Annotated in this window: 28 protein-coding genes and 1 pseudogene; 21 read left to right on the top strand and 8 right to left on the bottom strand. The window is 35.0% G+C overall.

The window, feature by feature from the left end; all coding sequences use genetic code 11:
• The first annotated feature begins 55 nt into the window (after window positions 1-55).
• The 8 genes from BCI01S_RS15265 to BCI01S_RS15230 all read left to right on the top strand — a co-directional run bounded on the left by BCI01S_RS15265 (window position 56) and on the right by BCI01S_RS15230 (window position 7687).
• Window positions 56-835 (top strand): ABC transporter permease subunit, encoded by a 780-nt coding sequence (locus tag BCI01S_RS15265; protein ID WP_047941710.1) that lies wholly within the window; start codon window positions 56-58, stop codon window positions 833-835.
• A gap of 19 nt (window positions 836-854) precedes the next feature.
• Complete coding sequence (locus BCI01S_RS15260; RefSeq protein ID WP_061799874.1) at window positions 855-1550, top strand: ABC transporter ATP-binding protein; 696 nt, start codon at window positions 855-857, stop codon at window positions 1548-1550.
• Between the two features lie 2 nt (window positions 1551-1552).
• Window positions 1553-2548 (top strand): aliphatic sulfonate ABC transporter substrate-binding protein, encoded by a 996-nt coding sequence (locus tag BCI01S_RS15255; RefSeq protein WP_061799871.1) that lies wholly within the window; start codon window positions 1553-1555, stop codon window positions 2546-2548.
• A gap of 12 nt (window positions 2549-2560) precedes the next feature.
• On the top strand, window positions 2561-3073 hold the full coding sequence (locus BCI01S_RS15250) for a thioredoxin domain-containing protein (RefSeq protein WP_061799867.1): 513 nt from the start codon (window positions 2561-2563) through the stop codon (window positions 3071-3073).
• A gap of 244 nt (window positions 3074-3317) precedes the next feature.
• Window positions 3318-4856, top strand: coding sequence for a fumarate hydratase (locus BCI01S_RS15245; RefSeq protein ID WP_061799865.1), 1539 nt, complete (start codon window positions 3318-3320; stop codon window positions 4854-4856).
• 94 nt (window positions 4857-4950) lie between these two features.
• Entirely contained in the window at window positions 4951-5772 is an 822-nt protein-coding gene (pdaA, locus tag BCI01S_RS15240; protein ID WP_047941822.1) for a delta-lactam-biosynthetic de-N-acetylase, read from the top strand.
• A gap of 85 nt (window positions 5773-5857) precedes the next feature.
• The gene (locus BCI01S_RS15235) at window positions 5858-6724 is read left to right on the top strand and encodes a DNA-3-methyladenine glycosylase family protein (RefSeq protein ID WP_061799863.1); all 867 of its coding nucleotides are present in this window, start codon (window positions 5858-5860) and stop codon (window positions 6722-6724) included.
• Window positions 6725-6814: 90 nt separating this feature from the next.
• Window positions 6815-7687 carry a YitT family protein gene (locus BCI01S_RS15230; protein WP_047941704.1) on the top strand — a complete coding sequence of 291 codons (873 nt, stop codon included), beginning with the start codon at window positions 6815-6817 and terminating at the stop codon, window positions 7685-7687.
• Window positions 7688-7731: 44 nt separating this feature from the next.
• Here the strand turns inward: BCI01S_RS15230 and hmpA are convergent, their stop codons facing one another.
• Window positions 7732-8940 carry an NO-inducible flavohemoprotein gene (gene hmpA / locus BCI01S_RS15225; protein ID WP_061799861.1) on the bottom strand — a complete coding sequence of 403 codons (1209 nt, stop codon included), beginning with the start codon at window positions 8938-8940 and terminating at the stop codon, window positions 7732-7734.
• Between the two features lie 170 nt (window positions 8941-9110).
• Between hmpA and BCI01S_RS15220 the strand changes: the two genes are divergently transcribed.
• Entirely contained in the window at window positions 9111-9569 is a 459-nt protein-coding gene (locus BCI01S_RS15220) for an RrF2 family transcriptional regulator (protein WP_047941702.1), read from the top strand.
• A gap of 361 nt (window positions 9570-9930) precedes the next feature.
• On the opposite strand, the gene BCI01S_RS15215 is transcribed toward BCI01S_RS15220, so the two are convergent.
• Window positions 9931-11118: a YhgE/Pip domain-containing protein gene (locus tag BCI01S_RS15215; RefSeq protein WP_061799859.1), complete on the bottom strand. Its 1188-nt coding sequence runs from the start codon at window positions 11116-11118 to the stop codon at window positions 9931-9933.
• Window positions 11119-11174: 56 nt separating this feature from the next.
• A complete protein-coding gene (locus BCI01S_RS15210) occupies window positions 11175-11759 on the bottom strand; it encodes a TetR/AcrR family transcriptional regulator (RefSeq protein ID WP_047941700.1) in 585 nt (194 codons plus the stop codon).
• A gap of 351 nt (window positions 11760-12110) precedes the next feature.
• On the opposite strand from BCI01S_RS15210, the gene rlmD reads away from it, so the two are divergent.
• Window positions 12111-13502 carry a 23S rRNA (uracil(1939)-C(5))-methyltransferase RlmD gene (gene rlmD / locus BCI01S_RS15205; protein ID WP_061799857.1) on the top strand — a complete coding sequence of 464 codons (1392 nt, stop codon included), beginning with the start codon at window positions 12111-12113 and terminating at the stop codon, window positions 13500-13502.
• 164 nt (window positions 13503-13666) lie between these two features.
• On the opposite strand, the gene BCI01S_RS24830 is transcribed toward rlmD, so the two are convergent.
• Both BCI01S_RS24830 and BCI01S_RS15195 read right to left on the bottom strand, forming a co-directional pair.
• Entirely contained in the window at window positions 13667-13867 is a 201-nt protein-coding gene (locus BCI01S_RS24830; protein ID WP_061799856.1) for a tyrosine-type recombinase/integrase, read from the bottom strand.
• A 45-nt stretch (window positions 13868-13912) separates the two neighbouring features.
• Window positions 13913-14821: a LysR family transcriptional regulator gene (locus tag BCI01S_RS15195; RefSeq protein WP_082810077.1), complete on the bottom strand. Its 909-nt coding sequence runs from the start codon at window positions 14819-14821 to the stop codon at window positions 13913-13915.
• Between the two features lie 125 nt (window positions 14822-14946).
• Here BCI01S_RS15195 and BCI01S_RS15190 point away from each other — a divergent pair, with 125 nt between their 5' ends.
• The gene (locus BCI01S_RS15190; RefSeq protein WP_047941697.1) at window positions 14947-15990 is read left to right on the top strand and encodes an aspartate-semialdehyde dehydrogenase; all 1044 of its coding nucleotides are present in this window, start codon (window positions 14947-14949) and stop codon (window positions 15988-15990) included.
• A 685-nt stretch (window positions 15991-16675) separates the two neighbouring features.
• Here the strand turns inward: BCI01S_RS15190 and BCI01S_RS15185 are convergent.
• Together BCI01S_RS15185 and BCI01S_RS15180 are read right to left on the bottom strand one after the other, a co-directional pair.
• Entirely contained in the window at window positions 16676-17770 is a 1095-nt protein-coding gene (locus BCI01S_RS15185) for a GerAB/ArcD/ProY family transporter (RefSeq protein ID WP_235844520.1), read from the bottom strand.
• A 397-nt stretch (window positions 17771-18167) separates the two neighbouring features.
• The gene (locus BCI01S_RS15180; RefSeq protein ID WP_047941696.1) at window positions 18168-18908 is read right to left on the bottom strand and encodes a MerR family transcriptional regulator; all 741 of its coding nucleotides are present in this window, start codon (window positions 18906-18908) and stop codon (window positions 18168-18170) included.
• Window positions 18909-18992: 84 nt separating this feature from the next.
• Between BCI01S_RS15180 and BCI01S_RS15175 the strand changes: the two genes are divergently transcribed.
• Window positions 18993-19697, top strand: a complete 705-nt coding sequence (locus BCI01S_RS15175) for a CPBP family intramembrane glutamic endopeptidase (protein WP_061799852.1) — start codon at window positions 18993-18995, stop codon at window positions 19695-19697.
• Window positions 19698-19790: 93 nt separating this feature from the next.
• On the opposite strand, the pseudogene BCI01S_RS15170 reads toward BCI01S_RS15175, so the two are convergent.
• A pseudogene (locus BCI01S_RS15170) lies at window positions 19791-20185 on the bottom strand (ATP-binding cassette domain-containing protein); the annotation flags it as partial.
• A 370-nt stretch (window positions 20186-20555) separates the two neighbouring features.
• On the opposite strand from BCI01S_RS15170, the gene BCI01S_RS15165 reads away from it, so the two are divergent.
• From BCI01S_RS15165 to essB, 9 genes are all read left to right on the top strand, one after another.
• Window positions 20556-20924: a YwqH-like family protein gene (locus BCI01S_RS15165; protein ID WP_047941693.1), complete on the top strand. Its 369-nt coding sequence runs from the start codon at window positions 20556-20558 to the stop codon at window positions 20922-20924.
• A gap of 89 nt (window positions 20925-21013) precedes the next feature.
• Window positions 21014-21298: a DUF5344 family protein gene (locus BCI01S_RS15160; protein ID WP_047941692.1), complete on the top strand. Its 285-nt coding sequence runs from the start codon at window positions 21014-21016 to the stop codon at window positions 21296-21298.
• The gene (locus BCI01S_RS15155) at window positions 21295-22722 is read left to right on the top strand and encodes an LXG domain-containing protein (protein WP_061799847.1); all 1428 of its coding nucleotides are present in this window, start codon (window positions 21295-21297) and stop codon (window positions 22720-22722) included. Before BCI01S_RS15160 ends, BCI01S_RS15155 begins: the two co-directional genes overlap by 4 nt.
• Before the next feature lie 30 nt (window positions 22723-22752).
• On the top strand, window positions 22753-23061 hold the full coding sequence (locus BCI01S_RS15150; RefSeq protein WP_047941690.1) for a DUF4176 domain-containing protein: 309 nt from the start codon (window positions 22753-22755) through the stop codon (window positions 23059-23061).
• Window positions 23061-23402, top strand: a complete 342-nt coding sequence (locus BCI01S_RS15145) for a hypothetical protein (protein WP_047941689.1) — start codon at window positions 23061-23063, stop codon at window positions 23400-23402. The genes BCI01S_RS15150 and BCI01S_RS15145 overlap by 1 nt, the downstream gene beginning before the upstream one ends.
• A 19-nt stretch (window positions 23403-23421) precedes the next feature.
• Window positions 23422-23967 carry a hypothetical protein gene (locus BCI01S_RS15140; RefSeq protein WP_061799846.1) on the top strand — a complete coding sequence of 182 codons (546 nt, stop codon included), beginning with the start codon at window positions 23422-23424 and terminating at the stop codon, window positions 23965-23967.
• A gap of 131 nt (window positions 23968-24098) precedes the next feature.
• The gene (locus tag BCI01S_RS15135; protein WP_047941688.1) at window positions 24099-24392 is read left to right on the top strand and encodes a WXG100 family type VII secretion target; all 294 of its coding nucleotides are present in this window, start codon (window positions 24099-24101) and stop codon (window positions 24390-24392) included.
• A gap of 79 nt (window positions 24393-24471) precedes the next feature.
• Window positions 24472-24711: an ESX secretion system protein YukD gene (gene yukD / locus BCI01S_RS15130; RefSeq protein WP_047941687.1), complete on the top strand. Its 240-nt coding sequence runs from the start codon at window positions 24472-24474 to the stop codon at window positions 24709-24711.
• Window positions 24712-24725: 14 nt separating this feature from the next.
• Complete coding sequence (essB, locus tag BCI01S_RS15125; RefSeq protein ID WP_061799844.1) at window positions 24726-25952, top strand: type VII secretion protein EssB; 1227 nt, start codon at window positions 24726-24728, stop codon at window positions 25950-25952.
• The last annotated feature ends 23 nt before the right edge of the window (window positions 25953-25975 follow it).

Genomic DNA, 25975 nt, shown 5'->3' with positions numbered 1-25975 from the left:
ATTACTATAATAAAGAACGTTACGATTAATTTTACATTGTATGGAAGGTGAAAAAATGAAAAAAAGCAAAAGGTGGTATGACAATCCATATGTACCATGGATCCTTCCTATTTTCCTTATTGTACTGTGGCAAATTTTAGGGCAGTTTCAGATCATTACTTCTTCTATTTTGCCAACACCAGTAGAGGTCATAAAAGCAGGAATTAGCTTATGGGGGACAGGTGATTTACAAGAACATGTGTGGATAAGCACACAGCGGGCATTTATCGGTTTCGTCATTGGGGGAATATTAGGATTTATTTTAGGTTTATTTAATGGAACCATTTTATTTTTTGAAAGAGTCATTGATACATCTATTCAAATGATACGAACAATTCCACACTTAGCCTTAATTCCTCTTGTTATACTTTGGTTTGGGATTGGAGAGAGTGCCAAGATTTTCTTAGTGGGAATAGGGGTTATGTTCCCAATCTATATCAACACATTTAATGGAATTAAGAATGTTGATCGGAAATTAGTAGAAATGGGATCTGTTTATGGTTTAAATAAATGGATGCTTTTTAGAAATATTATCTTACCAGGTGCCTTGCCATCTATTTTAGTCGGAGTGCGATATGCTCTTGGAGTCATGTGGACTTCCTTAATTGTTGCGGAAACGATTGGTGCAGATGCTGGAATCGGTTTTTTGGCAACAAATGGTCGAGAATTTATGCAAATGGATATTGTTGTATTAACAATTGTTTTGTATGCCATCTTAGGTAAATTATCCGATTTTCTCGCAAAACTGCTCGAACAAAGATTTTTAAAATGGAATCCCGCTTATCGACGAGATTAAGATGGAATGAGGTGATGATATGTTCAAAATAGAATTAAAAGAGGTAGCAAAAAGTTTCGGTACAAATGAAGTACTCAGCAACATTAATCTATCACTTGAACAGGAAAGCTTTACGGCAATTGTTGGGCGTAGTGGATGTGGCAAAAGTACATTGCTTCGCGTTATTGCAAAGTTAGAACAGCCTTCAAAAGGGAGTTTACTTTTTTCTGGTGAAGAGGAGCGAGAACCTAAGATTCGCATTATGTTTCAAGATGATCGCCTGCTTCCTTGGAAAAATATTATACAAAATATTGAACTAGGTGCAGATAAAGAAAATGACGCGATAAACTCACTGGAACGGGTGGGATTAATGGAAAAGAAAAAGGATTGGCCAGATCAATTATCAGGTGGTCAAAAGCAGAGAATTGCCCTTGCCCGTGCTTTAGCGAGTAATCCTGATATTCTTCTATTTGATGAACCACTTGGAGCACTTGATGCTCTCACACGATTGGAAATGCAAAATTTAATAGAGGAAATATGGCAGCAGAGAAGATTTACTTCTCTTCTAGTAACCCATGATGTAACAGAAGCAGTCAGGTTAGCAGATCGGGTTATTGTTATCGATAAAGGGATCATTCAATTAGATGAAATTATTGAGTTGCCAAGACCTCGTGAACGCAATGATAAATTTACTTATTATGAAACAAAAATACTTAATCAGATTTTAGGGGGATAAAGATGAAAAAAATTTCACTATTTATCGTTGCAGCATTCACAGCTGTTGTTTTAGCTGCATGTGGAGATACGGCTTCAACGGATTCTAATTCATCGGTGGATAAGGATAAAGAAGTCATTACTATTGGCTATCAAAAAGGGAATACCTTAAATATTCTAAAGGAGCATGGGAATTTAGATAAAGCCTTAAGTGATGCTGGCTACAGAGTAGAGTGGAAGGTGTTTCCAACAGGAACTGTGTTATTAGAGGCTTTAAATACAGATAATATTGATTTCGGACATGCCTCTGATGGGAATGCCGTATTTATGCAAGCTGGTGGTCATCCGTTACATTATGTAGCCTCAGAATCTCCTTATCCAGAAGGGGTAGCTCTTATAGTCAAAGAGGACTCATCTATCCAAACAGTCGAAGATTTAAAAGGAAAAACCATTGGGGTTACCCAAGGTGGGAATCAGCACTATTTATTGCTAGTTGCATTGGAAAAAGCAGGCATTGCATTAGATGATGTAACAATAAAATTCTATAAAGACGCTGCGGAAGGATTAGCTGCATTTACTAAAGGTGAGTTTGATGTATATGGCACATGGGATCCTTATTTAGCAATTGTCGAAAATAAGGTTAATACTCGAACAGTAATCAATGGCAAAGACCTGACAGAAAATCGGACATTCTATTTTGCAACAGAAAAATTATTAAAGGAAAAACCTGAAGTTACAAAAATAATTTTAGAAGAATTACAAAAGGCAGATCAATGGGCAAATGAAAATAAAGACGAAGTCGCTAAAATCTTAGCTTCTGAGCTTGGATTAGAGGAGGCACCATTACAAAAGGCAAATGAAAGAAGAACCTTTGGTGTTGAAAAAATAAATGAAGATATTATTAACAGTCAACAAAAGCTTGCAGATACTTTTTATGCAGCTGAGCTACTAAAAAAGGACATTAGTATTAAAGACGCGGTAACAATGGATGATTCTATTATTCCCACTAACATAAAATAAGGAGGAAAGATCATGTCCACAATTAAAAATGCATTTTTAAGTTACGGAAGCAAAGATGCTCCAGTAAAAGTAGAGGTGTTTTTAAATTTAGCATGCCCCTACTGTGCTACTTTCTTTGTTGCAGCTGATCAAAGTTTAAAACCATATATAGAGAATGGGAAAGTACAATATGTGATTAAGCATTATGATAAACCACGTGAAATGCTATTATATGGCACATTGGCAAACTTATTTTTTGATTATAATGAGCCAGAGCGCATCTATGAAATCATGAAGGATTTATTTGCGAAGCAAAGCCAATGGAGTGAGAAGGATAGTGATTTTATTAAGCAGATGTTAACAGAAACATATGGCTTACAAGAAGAGCCGGCAACAATTGATATTAGTTTGAAAATTACAGCAGAGGCCATCGAGCGCCAAGTGAAGATGGTACCAACTGTCTTTATTAATGATAAAGAATTTCAATTCCCAGTCGAAATCGATGCACAGCAATTAATAGATGAAGTAGAAAATGCATTATCTTAATACAAGGCGTCTTTAAAGTGGCTGAGGTTTAGAAATGATGATTGTTAAGAAGAGATCTCCTCCAGATGAAGGATATCTCTTCTTTTCTATAAAGAAAACCAAAATTTATAGTAATTTTCTGTAAACGATTGCAAATCACTTCTCTATCGCCGAAGAGAAGAGTATAATTTTTTATAGGGAGTATTTGTATGTAACAAAAAATGTGCAAGGTATGCCTTGCGCTTTTCAAATGAGGGGGAGAAGCATGTATTTTGAAAATCTGAAGAAGAGTATTTACGATTTAATTGTAGAAACATCGACCAATCTTCCAAAAGATGTGCGCCGTGCAATTGCAAAAGCTACTGCATCAGAAAATGCTGGGACTCGTTCGGCGATGAGTTTAGCGACCATTACGCAAAATATTGGGATGGCAGATAAGGAAGTCTCACCTATTTGCCAAGATACAGGGCTGCCAACATTTAAAATTAAAACACCTATTGCTGTCAATCAGCTGGATATAAAAGCAGCTATTTATGAAGCGATGGAGCTTGCAACGAAAAATGGGAAGCTCAGACCAAACTCCGTTGATTCACTTACAGGGGAAAATAGCGGGAATAATTTAGGGGCAGGGACACCTGTCATAAAGTTTGAACAGTGGGAAAAGGATTATATCGATATTCGTTTAATTTTAAAAGGCGGAGGCTGCGAAAATAAAAATATCCAATACAGCCTTCCATGTGAATTAGAAGGTCTTGGCCGTGCTGGTCGTGATTTAGACGGAATTCGTAAATGTATTCTTCATTCTGTATATCAAGCACAAGGGCAAGGCTGTAGTGCTGGTTTCATTGGAGTCGGTATCGGTGGAGACCGTTCTGCAGGATATGATTTAGCGAAAGAGCAGCTATTCCGCTCTGTCGATGATACAAATGATATTCCAGAATTAGCGGCGCTAGAAGCGTACATCATGGAGAATGCGAATAAACTAGGAATTGGTACAATGGGATTCGGCGGGGAAACAACACTGTTAGGCTGTAAAATTGGCGTAATGAACCGTATTCCCGCAAGCTTCTTTGTATCCGTTGCTTACAATTGCTGGGCATTCCGCCGTTTGGCTATCTCCGTAAATCCTGATACAGGGGAAATTAAGGAGTGGCAATATCAAGAAGGAGATAAAATCGATTTCAAAGCAGATACGGAAGAAAATGAAGTAGCGGCAGCAGAGGAAGTCATTATCCTTCAAGCACCAATTAGTGAAGAGGAAATCCGTCAATTAAAAGTCGGAGATGTTGTCCAAATTAATGGAATGATGTACACAGGGCGAGATGCGATCCATAAATATTTAAGTACAAATGATGCTCCTATTGATTTAAATGGACAAATTATTTATCATTGTGGACCAGTTATGCTCAAAGATGAAGATGGAAATTGGCATGTGAAGGCTGCTGGACCAACAACAAGTATTCGGGAAGAGCCTTACCAAGGGGATATCATGAAAAAATTTGGTATCCGTGCAGTGATTGGAAAAGGTGGTATGGGTGCTAAAACATTAAAAGCATTGGAAGAGCATGGCGGTGTCTACTTAAATGCCATTGGCGGAGCGGCCCAATATTACGCTGATTGCATTAAATCGGTAGAAGGTGTAGACCTTATGCAGTTTGGAATTCCTGAAGCGATGTGGCATTTAAAGGTAGAGGGATTTAAAGCCGTGGTGACAATGGATGCTCATGGTAATTCTCTTCATCAAGATATTGAAATGTCTTCTTTAGAAAAATTAGCGCAATTTAAAGATCGTGTATACAAATAAATGTGGTGAGAACGGCTAAAAGCTTAGCCGTTTTTTTCTTTGCTTGTTATTACCAAGAATGAATTCCTCCAGTGTACAGAAAATAACAAAAGGAATGAACGGCAAAGGAGGAATTACATTGAAATTAGCAATCAAAACGTTTATTTGCTTTTCTGCTTTTTGTTTATTTGCCCTTCCTGTAGGAGCGAGTGTATCCAATAAACCGCTAAGCTGGGGATTTAAAAAGGGAGCAAATGAACAACCGGCAGAAGCAGGGCAAGAGTTAGATACTTTACTGGAAAAGTATGGTGCTTATTATAAAGATACCAGTGAAGATAAGGTACTTTATCTAACCTTTGATAATGGCTATGAAAATGGATATACAGGAAAAATTCTTGATGTTCTCAAAAAAGAAAAGGTACCTGCAACGTTTTTCATTACTGGTCATTATTTAAAAAGTGCTCCAGATCTTGTTAAAAGAATGGCTGCGGAAGGTCATATTATTGGAAACCATTCCTACCATCATCCAGATTTTACACAAGTTAGTGATGAAAAATTAAAGCAGGAGCTTGATTCCGTTCTGAAAGAAACAGAAGCACTAACAGGGAAAAAGGGAATGAGTTACTTACGTCCCCCGCGTGGTGTTTTTAGTGAGAGAACATTAAAGCTTGCTCAAGAGTTAGGATATACACAAGTGTTCTGGTCATTAGCCTTTGTAGATTGGAAGACAGACCAGCAAAAGGGTTGGAAGTATAGCTATGACAATATAATGAAACAAGTTCATCCGGGCTGTATTTTATTACTTCATACTGTTTCAAAAGATAACGCAGAAGCATTAGAACAAGCAATTAAAGATTTGAAACAAAGAGGCTATACCTTTAAAAGCTTAGACGATTTAACATTGAAGAAAGAAATGGATGAAGGAATCATGCAATAAGAATTGTAGTATGCCCAATGAGAGAATTCCTTCTCTTTATTGGGCTTTTTCATGCTATAATACAAGAAAAAAACAGGTGATCACTTTGCATACCGTTAAAATTGAAGGACCTTATAATTTTGATCTCGTCTTAAGCAGATTAGCCTTAGATCCACTACATGTACTAGATAAAGAAGCAAGATGGGTAAAAGTACCACTTCGTATCGATAACAAACCAATCGTGGTGAAGATACAAGCAACTGGAATAACGGAAAAACCAACATTTCGCTTAGAGTGGGAGGAAATAGATTCCTCATTGCATGACCTCATTTATAAAGAAATCCGCAGAATTTTCCGGTGGGATGAATCATTGCTCGCCATTCATGAACATTTTCAATCAACCAAATTAAAGCCGCTCTTTGAGGAGCATTATGGAACACCGATTGTATTAGATTTTCATCCTTACAACAGTTTAGTAAAGTGTATAATCCATCAACAGCTAAACCTAAAGTTTGCCTTCACCTTAACCCAGCGTTTTGTGACTACATATGGTTTTCAAAAAGATGGTGTCTGGTTTTACCCAGCACCAGAAACAGTAGCAAAGCTTACTGTCCAAGAATTGCGTGAACTGCAATTTAGTACAAGAAAAGCTGAGTATATTATCGATCTTTCCAATGAAATAATAAAAGGTAATTTAGATATCGCAAGTTTAGAAAAAAAGTCTGATGACGAAATTATGAAAGAATTAATCCGCTATCGAGGAATAGGCCAATGGACTATTCAGAATCTATTATTATTTGGATTAGGAAGGAATAATCTTTTTCCCATTGCAGATATAGGGATTCAAAATGCGCTGAAAAAGCTTTTACAATTGGATCAAAAGCCGACAAAAGAAGAAATGGAGGCTTTGCTCCCGGAATGGCATCCGTATTTAAGCTATGCATCCCTATACCTATGGAGAAGTATTGAGTAGCTCTTTAGCCTTATCTTTAGTTGTTAACAATTAACTATGGTAAAATATAAATAAGTTGATTATTTAAATAGTTTGAAACGAGGAAAGTAAATGGAGAAAAAGACACAGAAAAAACCAAAGAAGCTTATTATGGCTTCAAGAGCATTATTAGTTATTATTGGAGGAATTATCACTGGATATGGGCTGGAAGCAGTGCTTATTCCTAATGCAGTATCTGATGGAGGGGTTACTGGTTTAAGTATCGTTGGTTCTCAGTTAATGGGATTCCCCCTTGGAATTTTGATTGGAATACTAAATATTCCCTTTATATTTTTAGGATATAAACAGATAGGAAAAAGTTTTGCTATATATTCGGTTATCGGTATACTTTCTTTAGCTATTAGTACAAGCTTAATGCACCATGTCCCGACCATCATTGAAGGAGATACGCTTCTAATAACAGTTGTTGGCGGGATTATTATCGGTTTTGGAATGGGTTTAGCCTTGCGTAATGGTGGAGCATTAGATGGAATTGATATGTTAGCTGTATTGCTTTCAAGAAAATTACCATTTGGAACAAGTGATTTAATCTTATTTTTAAACTTGTTTGTATTTATTTTCGTATCTACGGTATTTGGTCTTCAAGGAGCTATTTTATCTGCGATTGCATACTTCATTGCCTCTAAAGTAATCCACATTGTAGAAGAAGGTTTAAGTGGATCCAAAACGTTTAAAATTATTACAGATGAACCAGAAGTAATGGTTGAAACCATTCGTGACCGCCTAGGTCGCAGTGCAACTTATACACTTGCAGAAGGCGGATACTCAAATGAGCCATTTAAAGAAATTACATGTGTAGTCAGCCGGATGGAAGAAAGAAAAATGAAAGAGATTATCCATGAATTAGATCCGACAGCATTTGTCGCTATTTATGATGTATCAGAAGTAAAAGGCGGTAACTTTAAGAAACGGGATATCCATTAATAGAAAAAAGCCAGTTGTCAGCGGACAAATGGCTTTTTTCTTTCTTATAACTTCATAGAAGGACCAAAGAATTCATAATGAATATGACTATCATCAATCCCATTTTTCTTCAATCCTGTTATCACTGCTTGTAAAAATGGAACTGGGCCGCAGACATAGTAATGTCCATCTGTCGTAATGGCATTCTCTTTTAGCCAGTCTGCATCAATATAGCCAGCTTTTTGGAAGAATGGGTTTAGCTTATCTTCTTCGGAAGGATTTTCGTATATATAAGAAAGAGTGAGATTCGTAATTTTTTCTTTCAGTTGGATTAATTCCTCTTTGAATGCTTGGATGGAACCACTTCTTGCAGAATGAATAAAGTGTACCTCGCGATTGGGCTGCTCTTTTGCAATACTTCCTACCATGCTCATAAATGGGGTGATACCAACACCTCCACTGATAAAAACAATTGGGTTTTCTTCTTTTAAAAGGGTAAAGTCACCAGCTGGAACGGTAACTTCTACTAGATCATCAACATTAATATCGCTATGAAGATAATTAGAAACTTTGCCATCCGGATTTTCTACTGACGCTTCCTTTTTAACGGAAATACGGAAATATTCTTTATTGCTGGCACATGATAGGCTGTACTGACGGTTAAATAAGAATTTTTCCCCAGGAATGGATAAGCGGATGGTAATGTATTGACCTGCTTCATAGGCTGGTAACGAACTTCCGTCAGCTGGAGCTAAATAAAAGGACGTAATAACATCACTTTCATTTACTTTCTTTATCACTTTAAATTCTTTATAGTCAGACCAACCGCCATTTTGAGAAGCACTTTCTTCATACATTTCTTTTTCGATATCAATAAATACTTGTGCAATTACACCATAAGCATCAGCCCATGCTTGGATAATTTCATCTGTTGCAGCAACTCCTAGGACTTCTTTAATCGCTTTTAAAAGAAATTCCCCGACGATTGGATAGTGCTCGGCTTTCACCATTAAACTGCGGTGTTTGTGGGCGATTTGTTTTACAACTGGTATAATAGTCTCAAGCTGATCAATATTTTGTGCTGCTGCTAATACGGTATTAGCAAGAGCGGTTTGCTGGCGTCCTCGTGCTTGATTAGCATGATTGAAAATATTCAGCAGTTCAGGGTGGGCAGCAAACATATTTTTGTAGAAAACAGTAGTTATTTGTGTACCATGGACTTGTAATACTGGTACAGTAGATTTAATGATGTCAATAGTTTTTTGTGATAGCATTTTTATAACCTTCTTTTAAAGTAATATTTAAAATACATCTTTAATGATAGGATTCTGTCTCGATAAAAGCAATATTTTAAATGCATCTTTTTCACTGTTTTTAACATGTTTAACAAAATGTTCACAATTTCACTATCAGAACCGTAAAAATAACAAAAGGAGATAGAGTTATGCGGTTAACCAATTATTCTGACTACTCTCTAAGAGTATTAATCTATTTGGCAACACAAGAACAGCCAAAACTAACAAATATCAAAGAAATATCGGAAGTTTATAATATATCGAAAAACCATTTAATGAAGATTATTTTCAATCTCGGGAAATTAGGCTATATAGAAACAATCAGAGGAAGAAGCGGTGGTTTTCGCTTAGCAATGGATCCAGCAGATATTAACATTGGAGCAGTTATCCGCCAAACAGAGGAAAACTTCTATTTGGTAGAATGTTTTGATGATAATAATGCCTGTGTCATCACGCCAGTATGTTCATTAAAGCATGTTTTAAATAATGCATTGGAACAGTTTTTTAAAGTATTAGACCAGTATACACTAGCAGATATAGCAGAAAATCAGGTGATGTTAAAAGATTATTTTGCTCTGAAAAACAAAGCAAGTTCAGAAGAGGAATAATCTGCTTTTTTAGAAAATGTATATAAGAAAAAAGGCTGAACATGTTAATCAGCCTTTTTGTTGTTTCTATATTCACTTTTTTATTCTTCTTTTTCGTTCTCTGCTGGTGTTTCTGTTTCGGTATCTTCCGTTTGGTCATCTTTTTGGTCAGAGCAGCCAACTAACATTCCTGCAAAAAGCAAAGCAGTCTCATTCCCAATGTTAACTTCTTGAAATTCAAAAGAATCACACGTAGCCAAAGTATTTTTTGTATTAACTTAGTGTAGATAGTAAAAAACAAGTTTTGGTGTGAAAATGGGTATATTTTATGGTCCTTTTTTAATGAGAAGGTTATTTTAAATACTTCGTTTGTGGAACAGTCTTATTGACTCATTGCACTATTTGTAGAAATGCTTTTTTTAAGTAAAGCAATTCTAAACAATGCTACAAAAAGGGTTACAGTTGATACGATTAGCAGAGCCATCATTTCAGTTGTTAAACTCTTTCCTCCAAAAATCAATGAATAATAACCATTTGAAGCATATGTTGCCGGTAAATAGGAACCAATCGTTTGATAGAAGCTAGATAACATCGTTTTTGGAATAATTACTCCTGAAGTAACAAGCTGCAATGAAAGGGCAAGGATGTTAAATAACATGCCACCTGGTCCAAATAAAATAACAAACATCTGTGTCAAGCTTAAGAAAGAGAAATAGACAAAAATTTGAAATATTCCTGACTCTATTATGGATGTGTGTAATTCAATATTAAATATAGCAAACAATAATAATGTGATGCTAGATAAAAGAATAGATGCACCTATATTAATGATTTGTCTTACTAAGAATATCGACCATTTATTATAATTGCTTTTTATTTTTGATGAAACAATATTCATATTAAGGCTCATAATCATAGAGCCTACATATGAAGCAAGTACCATCATCAGCGGCACCATAGTAGGAGCAAATCCATCAACATTATTCGTCTTTTCAACAGTTGTTTGAACAGATTGGATGTTTAAAGATTCTAAGGCTTGAGAAATACCCTTTGAAAATTCTTGAGCGAGCTCATTCGATGGTACGTTTTTTCCTAATTGTTCCTGTAAGTTTGACAGAATAAGTTGTTGTTTATAATTATAAACATTTTCATTAATGGATTGAGTAATATTCTTTGCTGCTCCATCCATTATTTGTTTTGCCAAAGTAGCGTTTGCTTGGTTAATGAAATAGTTAATTTCCGGTATCTCATTTTCTTGCAGTCGACTAGAAAAGATTGCAGGGATTTGCATCACCATATCTAGTTTTGCTTGATTCATATCTTTTTTTGCGGAATCAATCGATTGGTACATTTTTACTTCAAATGGTACATTTTTCACCACTTCTTTTTCAATCATGGAACCTATTTGTTGGTCTTCATTAACTACGCCAATTTTCAGCTTGTCGATTCGATTATTAACGCCATCATATGCTGTCATCCATACACAGAAGAAAATTAATAGGAATGCAACTGCAGTGGAAATACCAATAATAGTTTCAGGATGTTTAAAAAATTGTTTTAATGTTTTCATTTAAATTCCCCTTTTTTTAAAGCAAGTACATGCTTGCATTTATAGTAAAAAAATTGCTAGGGTGTTAATCCCCTAGCAAAAAGATAAACACTGTGTTTTATAAAATCCTTTTTGGAACTTGAAATGACACTGTCACCAAAGCGAGATTTTGAAAGAAAGTAGCCGAAATTCAGCCAGATAAAATTCATCGCTTGAAAATCAATATCTGTATCTACTAGCTTCCCTCTTTTATTCATCTCATTAAAGTATAATACCATCATATCTTTTAATTGCTTTGGAATGTTAACAATCGTTTCATTAAGTTCTGGAAACAATTGTGCCTCGCTCAAACCAATCATAACTAAATCTTTGATTTTTTCCATATACGTATGGTAGCCCTCTGCGATCACCCACAAATCTTGTTCAAGATCCCAAACCATTTGTTCATTAATAACTTTTTCTAACATAGGGTGATAGGATACTGATTGAATAGCTGCTTCCATAATCCCCTTTTTATTTCCAAAATGGCGGAAAATTGTTACTTCATTCACACCTGCTTTTTCAGCAATGGCGCGGGTCGTTGTTCCTTTATACCCGTAATCACGAAATAGCTCAATAAACGCTTGAATGATTCGTTCTGATGTACTATTTATTTTTTTCATATCCCATCCAACTTTCAAGATTGAATGCAAGTGATTACTTGCATTGTTTAGAATATCTTAGAATTTACTACATGTCAATACCTTAAGGGAGATTTGACAGTAATAATTTTATAGCTGCCCCAGGAGACTTCATTAAAAAAGTAACTAGTACAATAATTTTAGCAATTGCTGCTTTACTTGTCATTAAGCTATTTACCTGAGGAAATATAGTTTTTATCAGCTGGAAATCTTTTTCAGCTTCTGGGAATAAGAGAACTGGATATTTCTCCAAAGAAGCTTTAGTATAGGAAGAAGACAGAATGAGGAAAGATAGTACTACCTTTTAATAGAAGATAATAGGAGTAATTATAGATGAAAGATAAACAGCAAAATACGATAGCGAAGCTGAAGGTAGGACAAACCTTCCCATTGACAATAAAACGTTTAGGGATAAATGGAGAAGGAGTCGGCTATTTTAAAAGGCAGGTTGTCTTTGTGCCAGGTGCTCTTCCCGGAGAAGAAGTGGTAGTAGAAGCAACAAAGGTCCAGCCCAAGTTTTCAGAAGGAAAGGTAAAAAAGATAAGAAAGTCTTCGCCTTTTCGCGTACAGGCACCATGTCCATTTTATGAACAATGTGGAGGATGTCAGCTTCAGCATTTAGCCTATGATCAGCAATTGCAGGAAAAAAGAGATATTGTTATTCAATCATTAGAAAGACATACAAAGCTAAAAATCGATAAATTGGATATTCGCCCAACAATCGGCATGGAAGATCCATGGAACTATCGTAATAAAAGTCAATTTCAAGTGGGACAGCAAAAAAATGGTGCAGTGATTGCAGGGCTATATGGACTTGATTCCCATCGCTTAATCCCCATTCAGAATTGTATGGTACAGCATCCATTAACGAATAAAGTATCAGAAGAAGTTCGCAAAATCTTAGAAGAATTCCAAGTGCCAATCTATGATGAACGGAAACAAAAAGGGATCGTCCGCACAATTGTAACACGTGCTGGCTTTGAAACTGGAGAAGTGCAAGTGGTACTGATCACGACACAAAAAGAAATGCCAAGAAAAAAATTAGTAATGGCTGAAATTCAAAAAAGATTACCAGAAGTAAAATCTTTAGTGCAAAACATCAATGGTAACAAAACGTCTCTTATTTTTGGCGAAAAAACCATCCATTTAAGTGGGGAAGAAGTCATTCAAGAAACACTAGGTGATTTAAACTTCGAATTGTCAGCCCGTGCCTTTTTCCAATTGAACCCTGTTCAAACAGTAAAGCTGTACGATGAAGTAAAAAAAGCAGCAGCGTTAACAGGACAAGAAAAAATAGCGGATGCTTATTGTGGTGTCGGAACTATTGGCTTATGGCTAGCAGATGGCGCAAGTGAAGTCCGCGGCATGGATACAATCGAAGCTGCGATTACAGATGCACAAAAAAATGCAGATAGACACGGTATCGAAAACGCAACCTATGTAACAGGCACAGCAGAACACTGGCTGCCAAAATGGGTAGAAGAAGGTTGGCGCCCAGATGTAGTTGTCGTTGACCCGCCGAGAACAGGCTGTGATCGAAAATTATTAGACGCGATTAAAAAGGTTAAACCGAAGAAATTTGTGTATGTCTCATGTAATCCATCTACCTTAGCAAAGGATATTGATTATTTGTCTAAAGATTATAAGGTGGAGTATTTGCAGCCGGTGGATATGTTTCCGCATACGGCACATGTCGAATGTGTAGCTCAATTATCGTTGATATAACAAGCTTTGCATGCAAGGTATGTATACATTGACCACATACCTTGCAAATAAAATTATTTAGAGATAAATTTTTCAAAGAGATCGACTGATTTTTCTTTCACTGATTCGGTGACATGAGCATAAACATCGCCAGTTGTTTTTATACTGCTATGTCCAAGACGAACTTATACTTCTTTTAAAGACATACCTGCTTCTAGGCACATGGTAGCATGAATATGCTTCAAATCATGAAAACGGATTTTTTGAACATTGGCAGTTTTAATTGCTTTATTAAACTCTGCTGTTAATGCTCGAGGGAAAATTGGTTTTCCGGTTTGTGTTGAGAAAATTAAATTATGGTCCTCGTAACTCTTGCGAAGGGCCATTTTCATTACTTTTTATGATTTTTCTATGTCATCCAGTTCTAGGATTTAATCATACAGTATATTGCTCTTCTTTTTTAATATACTAAGAAAAGATTGTAGCACTGGAGATATCCACCTGGATTTATGATAAATCACATTACTTTTAATAAGTTGTGATGATTCAATTGGCTTAAAGATTAATTCGTTATTGTTACAATTTTCTTTCACAACAATATAAGGAAGAATAGCAAGGCCCAACCCGCACAAAACTGATTGTTTAATAACTTCAATACTTGAACTTTCAAATGTTTTGTCAGGCATCTGTCCACTCATACGTATGTAGTTATCCACCATGGTTCTGTACCCACAATTTCTCTCTGTATAGATAAATTGATAATCCTTTAATATCTTTAATGGATTATCACATAAGGCTAAGTCAGCCGGTAAAACCCAACCTAAGGTCTCATCAAACAAAGTAGTCGTAATGAACTCATCGTATTCCATTGATTGTCCAATCAAAAAAATTATATCTGTTTCTCCATCTCTCAGCTTCTTAATTGCTTGTTCATTTGTTCCCGTGTCAAGTATAATATTCACTTTAGGATTTATCTGTTTATATTTTTTTAGGATATTTGGTAAACGGTAGACAGCTAGAGATTCATTCGCAGTAATAGTAAGTGTACCTTCAGGATGATTGCTATCTTGTGGGATTTCTTGTGCTTTTTCATAAATCGCAAGTAACTCTAACGCATAAGGATGAAAATAATGCCCCGCTTTTGTTAAAAGTATTTTTTTTCCTAACCGATCGAAAAGGGGAGATTGCAAGTCGTTCTCCAAAGCCTTAATATGCGTTGTTACAGTGGATTGTGCATAGTCTAATTCGCGCGCTGCTTTTGAGAATCCACCATATTTAACGACAGCACAGAAAGTCTTAACATGTCTCATTTCCATAGTTAAACCTCTTTTTAGTATCATAATTTATGAATGATTATATCATATATTTCAATTTATCAAATAATAACTCTTCCATTATAGTAAGAGTAGGAATAAAGAAAAAAATCTATTCCACTTCTAAAATTGATTATCGGAGGAGAAATAATATGAGGAAAAAGAGCTATCATATCGCTGTTGTAGGTGCTACTGGTGCAGTTGGCCAGAAAATTATTAACTTGCTGGAGAATATAACTCAATTTGATATAAATGAAGTCACTCTTCTTTCATCGAAGCGATCTGCTGGTAAGAAAATTTCTTTTAAAGGTCGAGAAATCATAATTAAGGAAGCGAAGGAAACAAGCTTTAAGGATGTTGATATTGCATTTTTTAGTGCAGGCGGAGAAGTTTCAAGACAATTGGTAAGATCCGCGGTTGATAGTGGCGCAGTTGTGATTGATAATACTAGCGAATATCGTATGTCAACTGAAGTTCCACTTGTTGTTCCAGAAGTGAATGCACATACTCTTATTAAACACAAGGGTATTATTGCAGTACCAAATTGTTCTGCTTTACAAATGGTAACAGCACTTCAGCCGATTAGAAGATTATTTGGTTTAGAGAGAATTATTGTCTCAACATATCAAGCTGTATCAGGAACTGGAATACATGCAATCAATGAGTTAAAAGATCAATCAATGAAATTACTTGCGGGCGAAGAGGTTACCGCTTCTATAATGCCTGCAAAAAAAGATAAAAAACATTATCCAATTGCTTTTAATGTAATACCGCAAGTAGATGTATTTACTGAAAATGATTACACCTTTGAAGAGGTAAAGATAATTCAAGAAACCAAGAAGATATTTGAAGATTCTAACCTAAAAATGGCTGCCACTTGTGTCAGAGTGCCAGTTGTAAGTGGGCACTCTGAATCTGTTTATATTGAATTGGAACGAGTAGCAACTGTTGATGAAATAAGAAATGTATTATCTTCGGCACCAGGCGTTATTTTGCAGGATTCTCCAAGTAATCAACTATATCCAATGCCTATTTATGCAGCCGGAAAAACAGAAACGTTTGTTGGAAGGGTTCGAAAAGATCCTGACAATCCATATGGTTTCCACCTATGGATTGTATCAGATAATTTATTAAAAGGGGCTGCTTGGAATTCAGTCCAGATTGTATTGACAATGGTCGAAAAAGATATCATTTGATCTCAGCCTACTTGAAATGGAACAATATAAACAATAGCAGCATCAGAATCTCTTTAATTGTATAGTTTAAATAAAAGATTGAATTGGAAAAAATCCTCATAAAGACTCGATTAGATCAAAATTAACTAGGAATTAAGTAAAAAATCTACTAAGAGAAGTATTTCACTTGGTATAGAAATATCCCCTGAATCTAATTGTGATTTAGGGGGTGTTTTTGCTTTTCTCTATTCAACTAACCTTTTAATGAAAGAAAAATTTAAAAACAACTATATTACTCTTTATTGTAAATTAAACAACTATATTATTTCTGATATTTGTAATCTGAAACTTTCAGTTAAGAAACAATATGATAATTCATTCCTAACTAAAAGGCATGTAAGAATGTATGGTTGAAGTTGGGAAGAGTGGAAACATCCATTATAACCATGAAAGAATTCTGCCCACTTGACCACATTTTAACTTTTTAAATTTGAAATAGAACGAAACATATTTTCTAAAGTTTGAGTCAAATACTGAGAATGAAGATTAGAACGTACGTTTGCTTTGGGCTATGAAACTCAAACCCAAAACGGCGCACGTCGAATGTGTGGCACAATTAACGTTGATATAACAGCCTTTTTATGCAAGGTATGTACACATTGACCACATCCCCTGCCAATATAACTTTTCAAAAAAGGATACTTGTCTAAGCATCCTTTTTCTTTTTTATTAAGGCTAATACCATAAATAAGCTCGGAAGAAGAAAAAATAAAGGTAAGCTTAAAAAATAAGGAACTACGGTTTTTGATTCAGTAATATGGTCAGAAAAGTTTATGCTAATAAAAGATGAACAGATGGTTAAAATACACATCATTGGAATGACTAATACGCGATAAGGGAGCTTAAAGATATATTCCAGCCCCTTTAAGGCAGCAAAGGAAAAAATACAAATTTTAATTACTACACCTAATGCAATAATAAATATGGCAAATGCATCTACCCTTTGTAAGAAATCACCTATGCTAATTAATCTAGTTGCACTTACAAGAGGAAAAGTACTGCGAGATGCAATAGATGGTCCTAAGGAAGTTGTGACAATGAATGTACCTACTGTTAACCAGAATCCTGATGAAAGGACAGAATAAATTAGTGTGTGTCTCGCATATTGTTGTTTAGGTAAATGAGAAAATAAAAATGTTAAGGCAAATAATTGAGCATATGGTCTGATGAGCTCATATGGGAAAATGGTATTTAACAAGGGCTTAACCCCTGTAGCTAAAATAGGCGTAACTCGCTCTAATTTTATGTCGTGATTACCAAATAATAGAATGGTCACAAGGATAATAAAAAGAATAGCGTATGGTGTAAATACTTCTGTTACTCTTCCAAGGACTTCCACCCCTAAATATATGATGTATGTAAGGATAATCACAAAGCTTAAGCTGCAAACTTCTATCGGAGTGTTAGGGAGAATAAAGGTTGTAACCAATTCTCCAAAATCACGAATAACCCGAGCGGCTAAATAAAAAAAATAGAGTGTATAGATATATGTAATAAAAATTGAAATGGGACGATTTAATATGTATTCAAGCATTTCGGAAAAATGTTTATTGGGCAATATTTCTTGGAAATGGTAATAAAATAATGCGATGAAAATGCCTATAATGGAAGAGCATAAAACAGCAATCCAGGCATCCTGTTTTGCATTTATCCCAATCCCGATAATAAGAGAACTCCCCAAATTAAATCCAATAACAATGTGGAATAATTGGTTTAAAGAAATTTTTTCTTTTAACACCATTTTCGAAACTCCCTTTAGGACTAGATGTTTTCTGATAAGTTCTATCATTTGTTAAATCCTTAAAAATATTCGATTATATTGAAATGTTCGGTGCGTTTTTTTTTACGTCTTTTTCCATGGAAACATAGCTAATGGAGATGCCGGTATTAGGAAGTGAAAGATATTCCAAATAAATTAGAATATAGGTATTTTATTTTATAGTTGCTAATGTTACGGCAAATACAGACGGATTCATGTCCTATTCGTGTTTTAAGTTTAATCATATGTTTATTGAAGAACTTTAAATAACAACATCGTGTAGTTTTACAACTTAAAATAAAAAACGCTGCTCATAAAAGCAGAGTCGATTACTAATCGTATTATTATTTTATTAGTTTGGTTACTTTGTTTGCTCAATTTAATTTCCCAGTTGTTTAGATGTTGTATAATCAATACATCGTTCCACGAACTCCAATACATCTTTGGAAATCGGAAATAGTCCAGTTTCCTCACTAGGTAGTTTTCTTATTTCCCAAAATTTATCGATTAAATCATCGTTCCCATGAAACGTCACTTCTGATAGCTCTATTAACTTACTAGCAATTTGAATTCCCTGTACTGATTCTGCTTGTATACCTTGGTTTATATAATATTCAATTTGTTTTAATAACAGAATATATTGATGAGTTATTTCATCATTATGACTAAGGCTCGGAATCGTTTGTTCTAAAAATACTTTTTCGTCATCTTGAAAATATTCAATCCACTTTTTAGGTTTGCTTTGTGAAAGTTGAACAAGTTCGGTGATGTGTTCCCAAGATAGCTCTTTTTTTAAATCTATCATATTGATTAATGAAGTAGTGTTAGCTATGCTTGTTTGAAGTTTTGAAAGCTGTTCTTGTAAGTAATTGAAGTGTGAGGTGAGTATTTGTTTATAAGAGAGCTTATCTAATAAATGGTGAATATCCTCTAATGACAGTGAAAGGGACTTTAGAATAATAATTTTCTCTAATTTAAATAAATCCTCTTCTGAGTAGAATCGTCTTCCGTGCTCATCTTTAAAACTAGGTGTAAGAAGATTGATTTGATCGTAATAGCGAAGTGTTCGTTTGGATAAATTTCGCTGTCTACTTACTTCTCCAATAGACCATCGTTTCATGGTATCCCTCCTTAAAAAACTTGCAGGTTACGTAACGTAATCTAATATAGTTGCATTATATCATATATAGGAAGAGGGATGAGGATGAAGAACAATCAGACTAATTGGAAAGAACAGGATCTATGGGGGAGTAAAGAATTTATTTTATTAATGATACTTGAGTTTATTTTTGTCCTTGGCTGTTTAAAGTTTATTGTTTCATCGATGTATGCACAATTTTTTAATAATGATTTATATGCAGGTACACTTATGGGGTTAACAATAGCAATCGTTTTACTAATAGGTGTTTATTTTATTGCTCTCCGTCCAAAAGCACTTTCTTGGCATGAAGTAGGAATAAAGAGGTTTTCAAAGAAAGATTGGAAGATAATTGCTGTATTTTCTGTTATTTTACTTATTGGAGCTGTAATCATTGTTGTACTTACTAGTTTTATAGGAATTTCGTGGGAGAATGGAAAGACCGAATCACTAAAGCAAAACGTAGATTTCTTTACAGTTTTTATTGCCTTTGTGTCAGCGGCAGTGATTTCACCAATATATGAGGAAATTTTTTACCGAGGATTTATATATCGCTGGTTACGCACTCGCATGGGAATATTCGGAGCGATTCTAATTAGTTCAGCTATTTTTACTATTGTCCATATCCCTACATATAACGCAATGCCAGTTAACTTTTTCAGCGGTATCATTTTTGCACTAGCATATGAGCGAACGAATTCGATATGGCCATCTGTACTGATTCATGGTATTACGAATGGAATGATGGTTTTATTGACAAGTTTGGGATAAATATAGTTTTTTAGTAACCGAAACACGTCACAAAAGATATACCTTATTAAATAAGGGGGACAAAAGATCAGTTTTGTACCCCTCAATCATTATTTAAAATACTTTCGTTGTCCATCCTCACAATTCCAAATATCAGTCGCGATTTTACGATAGAAATCAGGTTTGTGGGATACCATTAAGATGCTTCCGTGATATTCCTTTAAAGCACGCTTCAATTCTTCTTTTTGTGCATCTACATATAATTGACTGGCAGCTTCGTTTAGTATTAATAAATTCGTTTCTAGGTTTAAAATTTTGCACAAGCTGACCTTGGCTTTTTCTCCACTAGAAAGGACTTCGATTTGTTCAATATGCTTTGTTGTTAATCCACATTTTGTTAGAGCAGCACGGACTTCCGCTTGATTCATACTTGGAAATTAGCTCTAGATCTCTTCGGAAAAAGTGTTATAGTTGGACTCTTTCACTTCTTGCTCAAAGTAACCGACATGGATTGGTTCCGGCTTTTTTGATTAATAGGAAGGATAACTATACCAATTGACCTATTTTTCACTTTTTGGTTTAAAATGTGTTTAAAACTAAAAAGACAGGGTATTGGAGAAAAAACGGAATTTATTTACAGATTGAGCTATCAGCAAGCAATTAGGCTATTAGATACTTACCTATACAGAGATTCCAAGTCAATTTGATGCTATTTACCTAAGGTGAATATGGAATAATTAGATAATTTTTATCATTATTCCATATTTTAGGTATGCTACAATGGAAAAGATTGAAAAAAGAAGGGGGGTTAAGGAGGCGTCATCACGTAAAAAAATACATAGTTATTAAGACGAATAGCACCAGAAAGGGTGATCTTACTTGTCTATATTCTATTATTATGGGTTGTTGCAGGAGAAGGAAGACCAGCTTCGCAGACTAAAGAATGGGAAATCTGATCTGCAGGCTATTAAACATGAAATGACAAGTTATAGTGATAATGTTGTCAAGCCAGATTTATCAGCTTCAACTTGGCATGGGACATTAGCTGTAGAATTTGAAAATATAAGAACAAAGGGAGCTTTTCAACAATATCAAGATATTGAAATAAAACAGTTACCTAATAGGCTTTCGGAAATCAGCGAAAAGATTAACAGTCTGCAAAGTGAAATGAGCAGCATAAGACATACTATCCATGAACTCGAAGAAGAAAGAGAAAAGGAAATGAGAAGAAGACAGGAAAAGAATTAGATGAAATTATTCTTCTTAAATGAGAGCATTTCCTGCAGATAATTTTATTTATTTTTTCTAAATTCTAGTAGTAAAGTTGTGGTGAAAATATGGGAGAAATAAAGTTTGATTATAGTGGGATAGAAAGTGTTTTAAAAAAAATGGATACTAACATAACTGCATTTCAAGCAAACCTGCCAGAAAATAATGCTAAGAATAATAAGTTAGATTTATTAACGGAACTAGAAGAAGTGAATGCATCATTTGTAAAAATAATAAATGAATATAAAACCCTTTTGCTGAAAAATGCCAGCACAGTAAGAAGTTCTGTAACATTGATGAGGGAAACAGATGAAGCACTGAGAGACGCTATTTCTTCAGAGGTACTAAGATGAAAGTATTAGAGGTTGCAAGTCTAGAAGAGTATTTAAGCCAAACAATAAAATCCTTTAATGAAAAGGTAGAGCAGATTCATTCTTTAGAGCAATCTGTGATGGAACTAGTAGGTTTAGATGGTTCCTTTCAAGGAAAAGGTGCTGAATCGATTAAATTCTTTTATGAATCTAGTCATAAGCCTTTCCTAGTGAAACTAAAACAAGTTATTCAAGATTATCAAGAAAAAATATCTCAATGCAGAGAGGCAATACATTCTTTTGAGCCAAATGAAGATGGAGTTATTCGGCAGGAGTTTTTACAGGGAGAGCTTTCAGAGCGCTTAACGTCCGTGCAAAACTATACAAATGATGTCATCGCAGATGGAAATAGCGTAATGGAAAAGATCGCCGATATTATTTCTTTAGCTAGTCTTGATGAGTCCATGTTTAATAGCGAGATTAGAACTGCTAAAGATAAAATAGAGGAAACCATTGATCAGCTTGAAACCATAGATCGGCAAAATGCTGATTCCTTTAATGAAATAAAAAGTGAATTAGCAATCATGCAAAGTTATTTATCAGAGCTAAACACAAAAGTTAACTTTAATCCTGAACTGATTCGTCATTTCAGTCCATATAACCTTTTAACAAGCACTAGCCATTTTTTATTGGTTTCTAGTATAAAACCATCTAACAGCGGATTTGAAAGTAAACCTCCTTATTGTACCGATTCCTCCCAATCCATCTTTCTATTAGATGCATATGGACAATATCCATATAGCTGGCTGGGATTAAATTATACTCCATCAGAGAAGCAGGAAGTAGAGAAGGTAATTAATGAGGACGGATTTCTAGTCGGAGACAAAGTAACAAAAGGGGATTTTTCTGCAGAAGGCGGACTTGGAAAGATAGAAAATGACTGGTCTGGTTTCGATGACTTGAAAAATGGAAGTGACCAGCTTGGCGGCGCTAGTTCTTTCAGTGGCATTCATGTTGGCATAGAACACGATACAACTATTCTGGATAGTAGCTTCAGCCAAGATATTCTATTTGCAGAAGGCCAGGCAAGTATTGGGGGGAGCAGTATTCTGCCGATTGCTAAAGCAGGCGGAGCAGTTTATACAGCACAAGTAAAATCTCAGATAGATAAAGAGGTCGACTTTGTAGGAAGCACTGGATTAGAAGCAAAAGGGGAAATTTTAAAAGCCAATGCCTTTGCCGGGGTTGATGGCAGTTCCATTGGTCTTGGAGCAAAAGCTGCCGTTGCGGAAGGAGAAGTCTCTGGTATAGTGCCAATCCCTTTTACAGACTATACGATTAAAGGAACTGTAGGAGCTTCTGCTTTTGGAGTAGGTGGAGAGGCAAAAGTAGGTAAAGAAATTGTTCTCGACCTTCGCTTGCTATTAGGAGTAAAGCTGGGTATAAGTTTTGAAAAAGAGGAATAAAGAAATTTATTAGTAAAAGGAGAAAGTACTATGTCACAAGAGGTCAACTCATTAATCATTGATAAAGGAACTGAATTATTACCAATTGGAACAATTGTATTGCTTGACATATTTTCACAGCCTTTGATGATTTATGGGAGAATGCAGCAGCAAGCAGAAAAAAACAAAATTTGGCAATATGTGGCATGTCCTTATCCACAAGGACATATCTCTGATGAAACCAATGTTTTTTTCAATCATGAGCAAATCAAACAAGTCATCTTTAAAGGATTTGAATCAGAGGGAGAAAAATTAATGAGAGAAAAGTTAAATTCCTTGCATCTAAGGGATGAAAAGTGATGAAAAAGATAGTTAGCTTTTTTTGGGAACCATATCATATTATATGGTCTGAATTTCATTATTTAGCTAATTTGAAGAAAGATTCAGGAACAAATGCAAAGGAAAAAGGCAGAATAGCTCAGCTACAGGCCTTTAATGCTCTGCTCCTAGTAATCTACTCGCTATTTTTAGTCAGTTTCTTTGTCTATATCATTTTGCTTTTTGTCGTAAAGCTTTATGCATTATCAGGAATTATTGTCGGGCTGTTGATGATGACCATTATTAAATTGGTGCAAAAGAAGAAGTATCTAAAACGCCGTAATGCTTTCATAAAAGATGATCCTAGATTGATAGAATCATAGAATAGAGAGGTATCGCATCTTGACTAAATTATTTTACAGCATAATTACTGTAGTATTGATGCTTGTTGGCTGCAGCAATGATTCATCTACTTCAGAAAAGCAAGAGACAAAGGGAAATGTTAATAAAGAAGAACTTTCTTATAAAGACACACAAGGGGAAATTGTAGACTTTATTAATAATGACATCCAAAAAATAGTAACATATGAAACAGAAGCGAATCAGCAATTAGCGACCGTTTCTGGTGATAATTACAATTCCGATGAGGAATTATATGAGGTGCTGACAAGTAAGGTAATTCCTACTTATGAAAAAGCTGTTAACGAAGCGAAGGAACTTCAAGTGTCTGCTGAAGAGCTAGAGCCGATGAAATCAAAAATCAAAGAAGCGACTAGTACGTACTATGAAGCTTTAATACTAGAGAAAGAGGCACTAGAAAAGAAGGATAAAGGACTTATTGAAGAATCAAATAAAAAAGGACAAGAATACATTGAACTAATCAATAGCTATCATGAAGATATGAAGAATTTGGCAAGTAAATATGAAATTGACTACCAGCCAAATTAATTTTCATGCCATTAATAGATTATAAATAGTTAGTTTATAAATTTAATTAAGTTTAAAAGATTATTTAATTGTGGTAACTGCATAATGTCATTCATTGTGTGTTATATATATAAAATAAAAGGAGAGATAATATGTCAGGAATCATTCGCGTTACACCAGAAGAATTAGTAGGTATGGCCAATCGCTATTCTAGTGAAGGAAGTCAAGTGGGAGATCAAATTTCTCGCTTAGACAACATGATTCAAGAATTAGAAAGCATGTGGGAAGGTCAGTCAAGCAGAGCGTTTAGCGAACAATATCAATCGTTAAGACCATCATTTGTAGACATGCAGCAGTTGCTTGAAGAAATTTCTTCTCAATTAAACAGTACAGCAAAAGCATTGGAAGATGCAGACGCTCAAATTGCAAATCAGATTCGAGGATAAGATTGGAAGATAGAATATGGTTTATTTAAGAGCGCTTTTCTACAAATGGAGGCGCTCTTTTCTTTTAAGAGGTGATGACATGTACATTGAGGTAACGGTAGATCTTTCCAAATATAATGGAGAATATTTAGAACTTCGACTCTCTAATTATCATACAGTGAAGAAGTTAGTGGATATTGCCTGGAAGACAACTAACAGGCTAGATACACCAAGAAACGGATATTGGATAAAGGTAATGAATAAAAAGAGAGTTTTTTCTGGAGAAAAGCGGTTAGCAGATATCGGAGTAATGACAGGCGACAAGATTCAAATATTATAAAGGAGACAGCAAGTATGTCAAATGAACATGTATCATATATGGAAAAAAAGCTGGATGCTGTTATCCAGAAGGAAGACCAGCGAATTATATTTAATTTTCAAATTGAGAAAATTAAGCTGAATCATTTGCTGGAAGCAGCGTTTTTAGAAGAGATAGATAGCCAAGTTAAAAGAAAGCTTAATAAACAGGAGGATTTATTACAGATAGAGGTTCAATTGCCTAAGTCTTTTATTTATAATCAAGGAATCTTCTCTTTGAAAAAAAAGGAACAATACATAATTGCTCATCAATTGCTTGAAAATGTCCGCAATCACTCCTTATCCCGTCTTCATTTATTTATATGTCCAGAAAATATTGCTGTCGATCAAGGTTTGGCGCCTTATTTCCTCCATTATGGAGTGAAAGAAAGTATTCCTCCATATGAAGACAATAGGGAGGAAGAATGGCTGCAGCTGAAAGCAATGACAGCAGCATTGATTGATAATCAATATTCTTTTGAACAATATATTGCCTATTATGAAACATTGAAATTAAGTGAAGCAGCAGCTGAGATTATGAAAGCAAATAATTATGATGATCTGCAAGCTGTTCTTGATCAAGCTTTTTTACAGGAAAAAGAGGAATATGAACAGTTGGTCGAACTTCCGAAAAATAAGTGGAAACGGATGAGATATGCCATTTGGGCAACTAGCATTTTATTAGTACCAGCAATTATTTACTCTATCTATACCCTGTTTTTTCTCCAGCCAAAACATAACCATATATTAGACGCCCATCAACACTTTTTAGCGGATGCTTACAGTGATGTAATCAATAGCCTTGAATCATATGATATTGATAGTTTGCCGACTGTTGCGCAATATGAATTAGCAACAGCCTATATATCTGGTACGGACTTATCCGATAAACAAAGGGATATTGTAAAAAATACAGTTACTCTTCAATCTGATTCTAATTATTATGAATACTGGATTAATATTGGAAGAGGGGACGCCGAAGCTGCCTTGGAGAATGCTCGCTTTCTAGAAGATCGCAGTCTTATCATGTATGCTTTGCTAGAGTATCAGGCTCAAGTTCAGAGAGATGATTCGCTCACCAGTAAAGAGCGTCAGCAACAAATCGATGAAATTGAAAATGAGCTAAATAAATATGAGCAAGATATGAAAGAAGAATCTTCACAAGAGGATACTCTTCTGAAAAATAATCAGACAACAAAAGATCAAGGTCAGAATCCTAAATAAAGAAGAAAGCATCAAAATAATAG

Origin of the sequence: Niallia circulans NBRC 13626 (genome assembly GCF_001591585.1) — a bacterium.
Classification (GTDB): domain Bacteria; phylum Bacillota; class Bacilli; order Bacillales; family Cytobacillaceae; genus Niallia; species Niallia circulans.
This window is presented reverse-complemented; position numbering and strand designations above follow the sequence as displayed.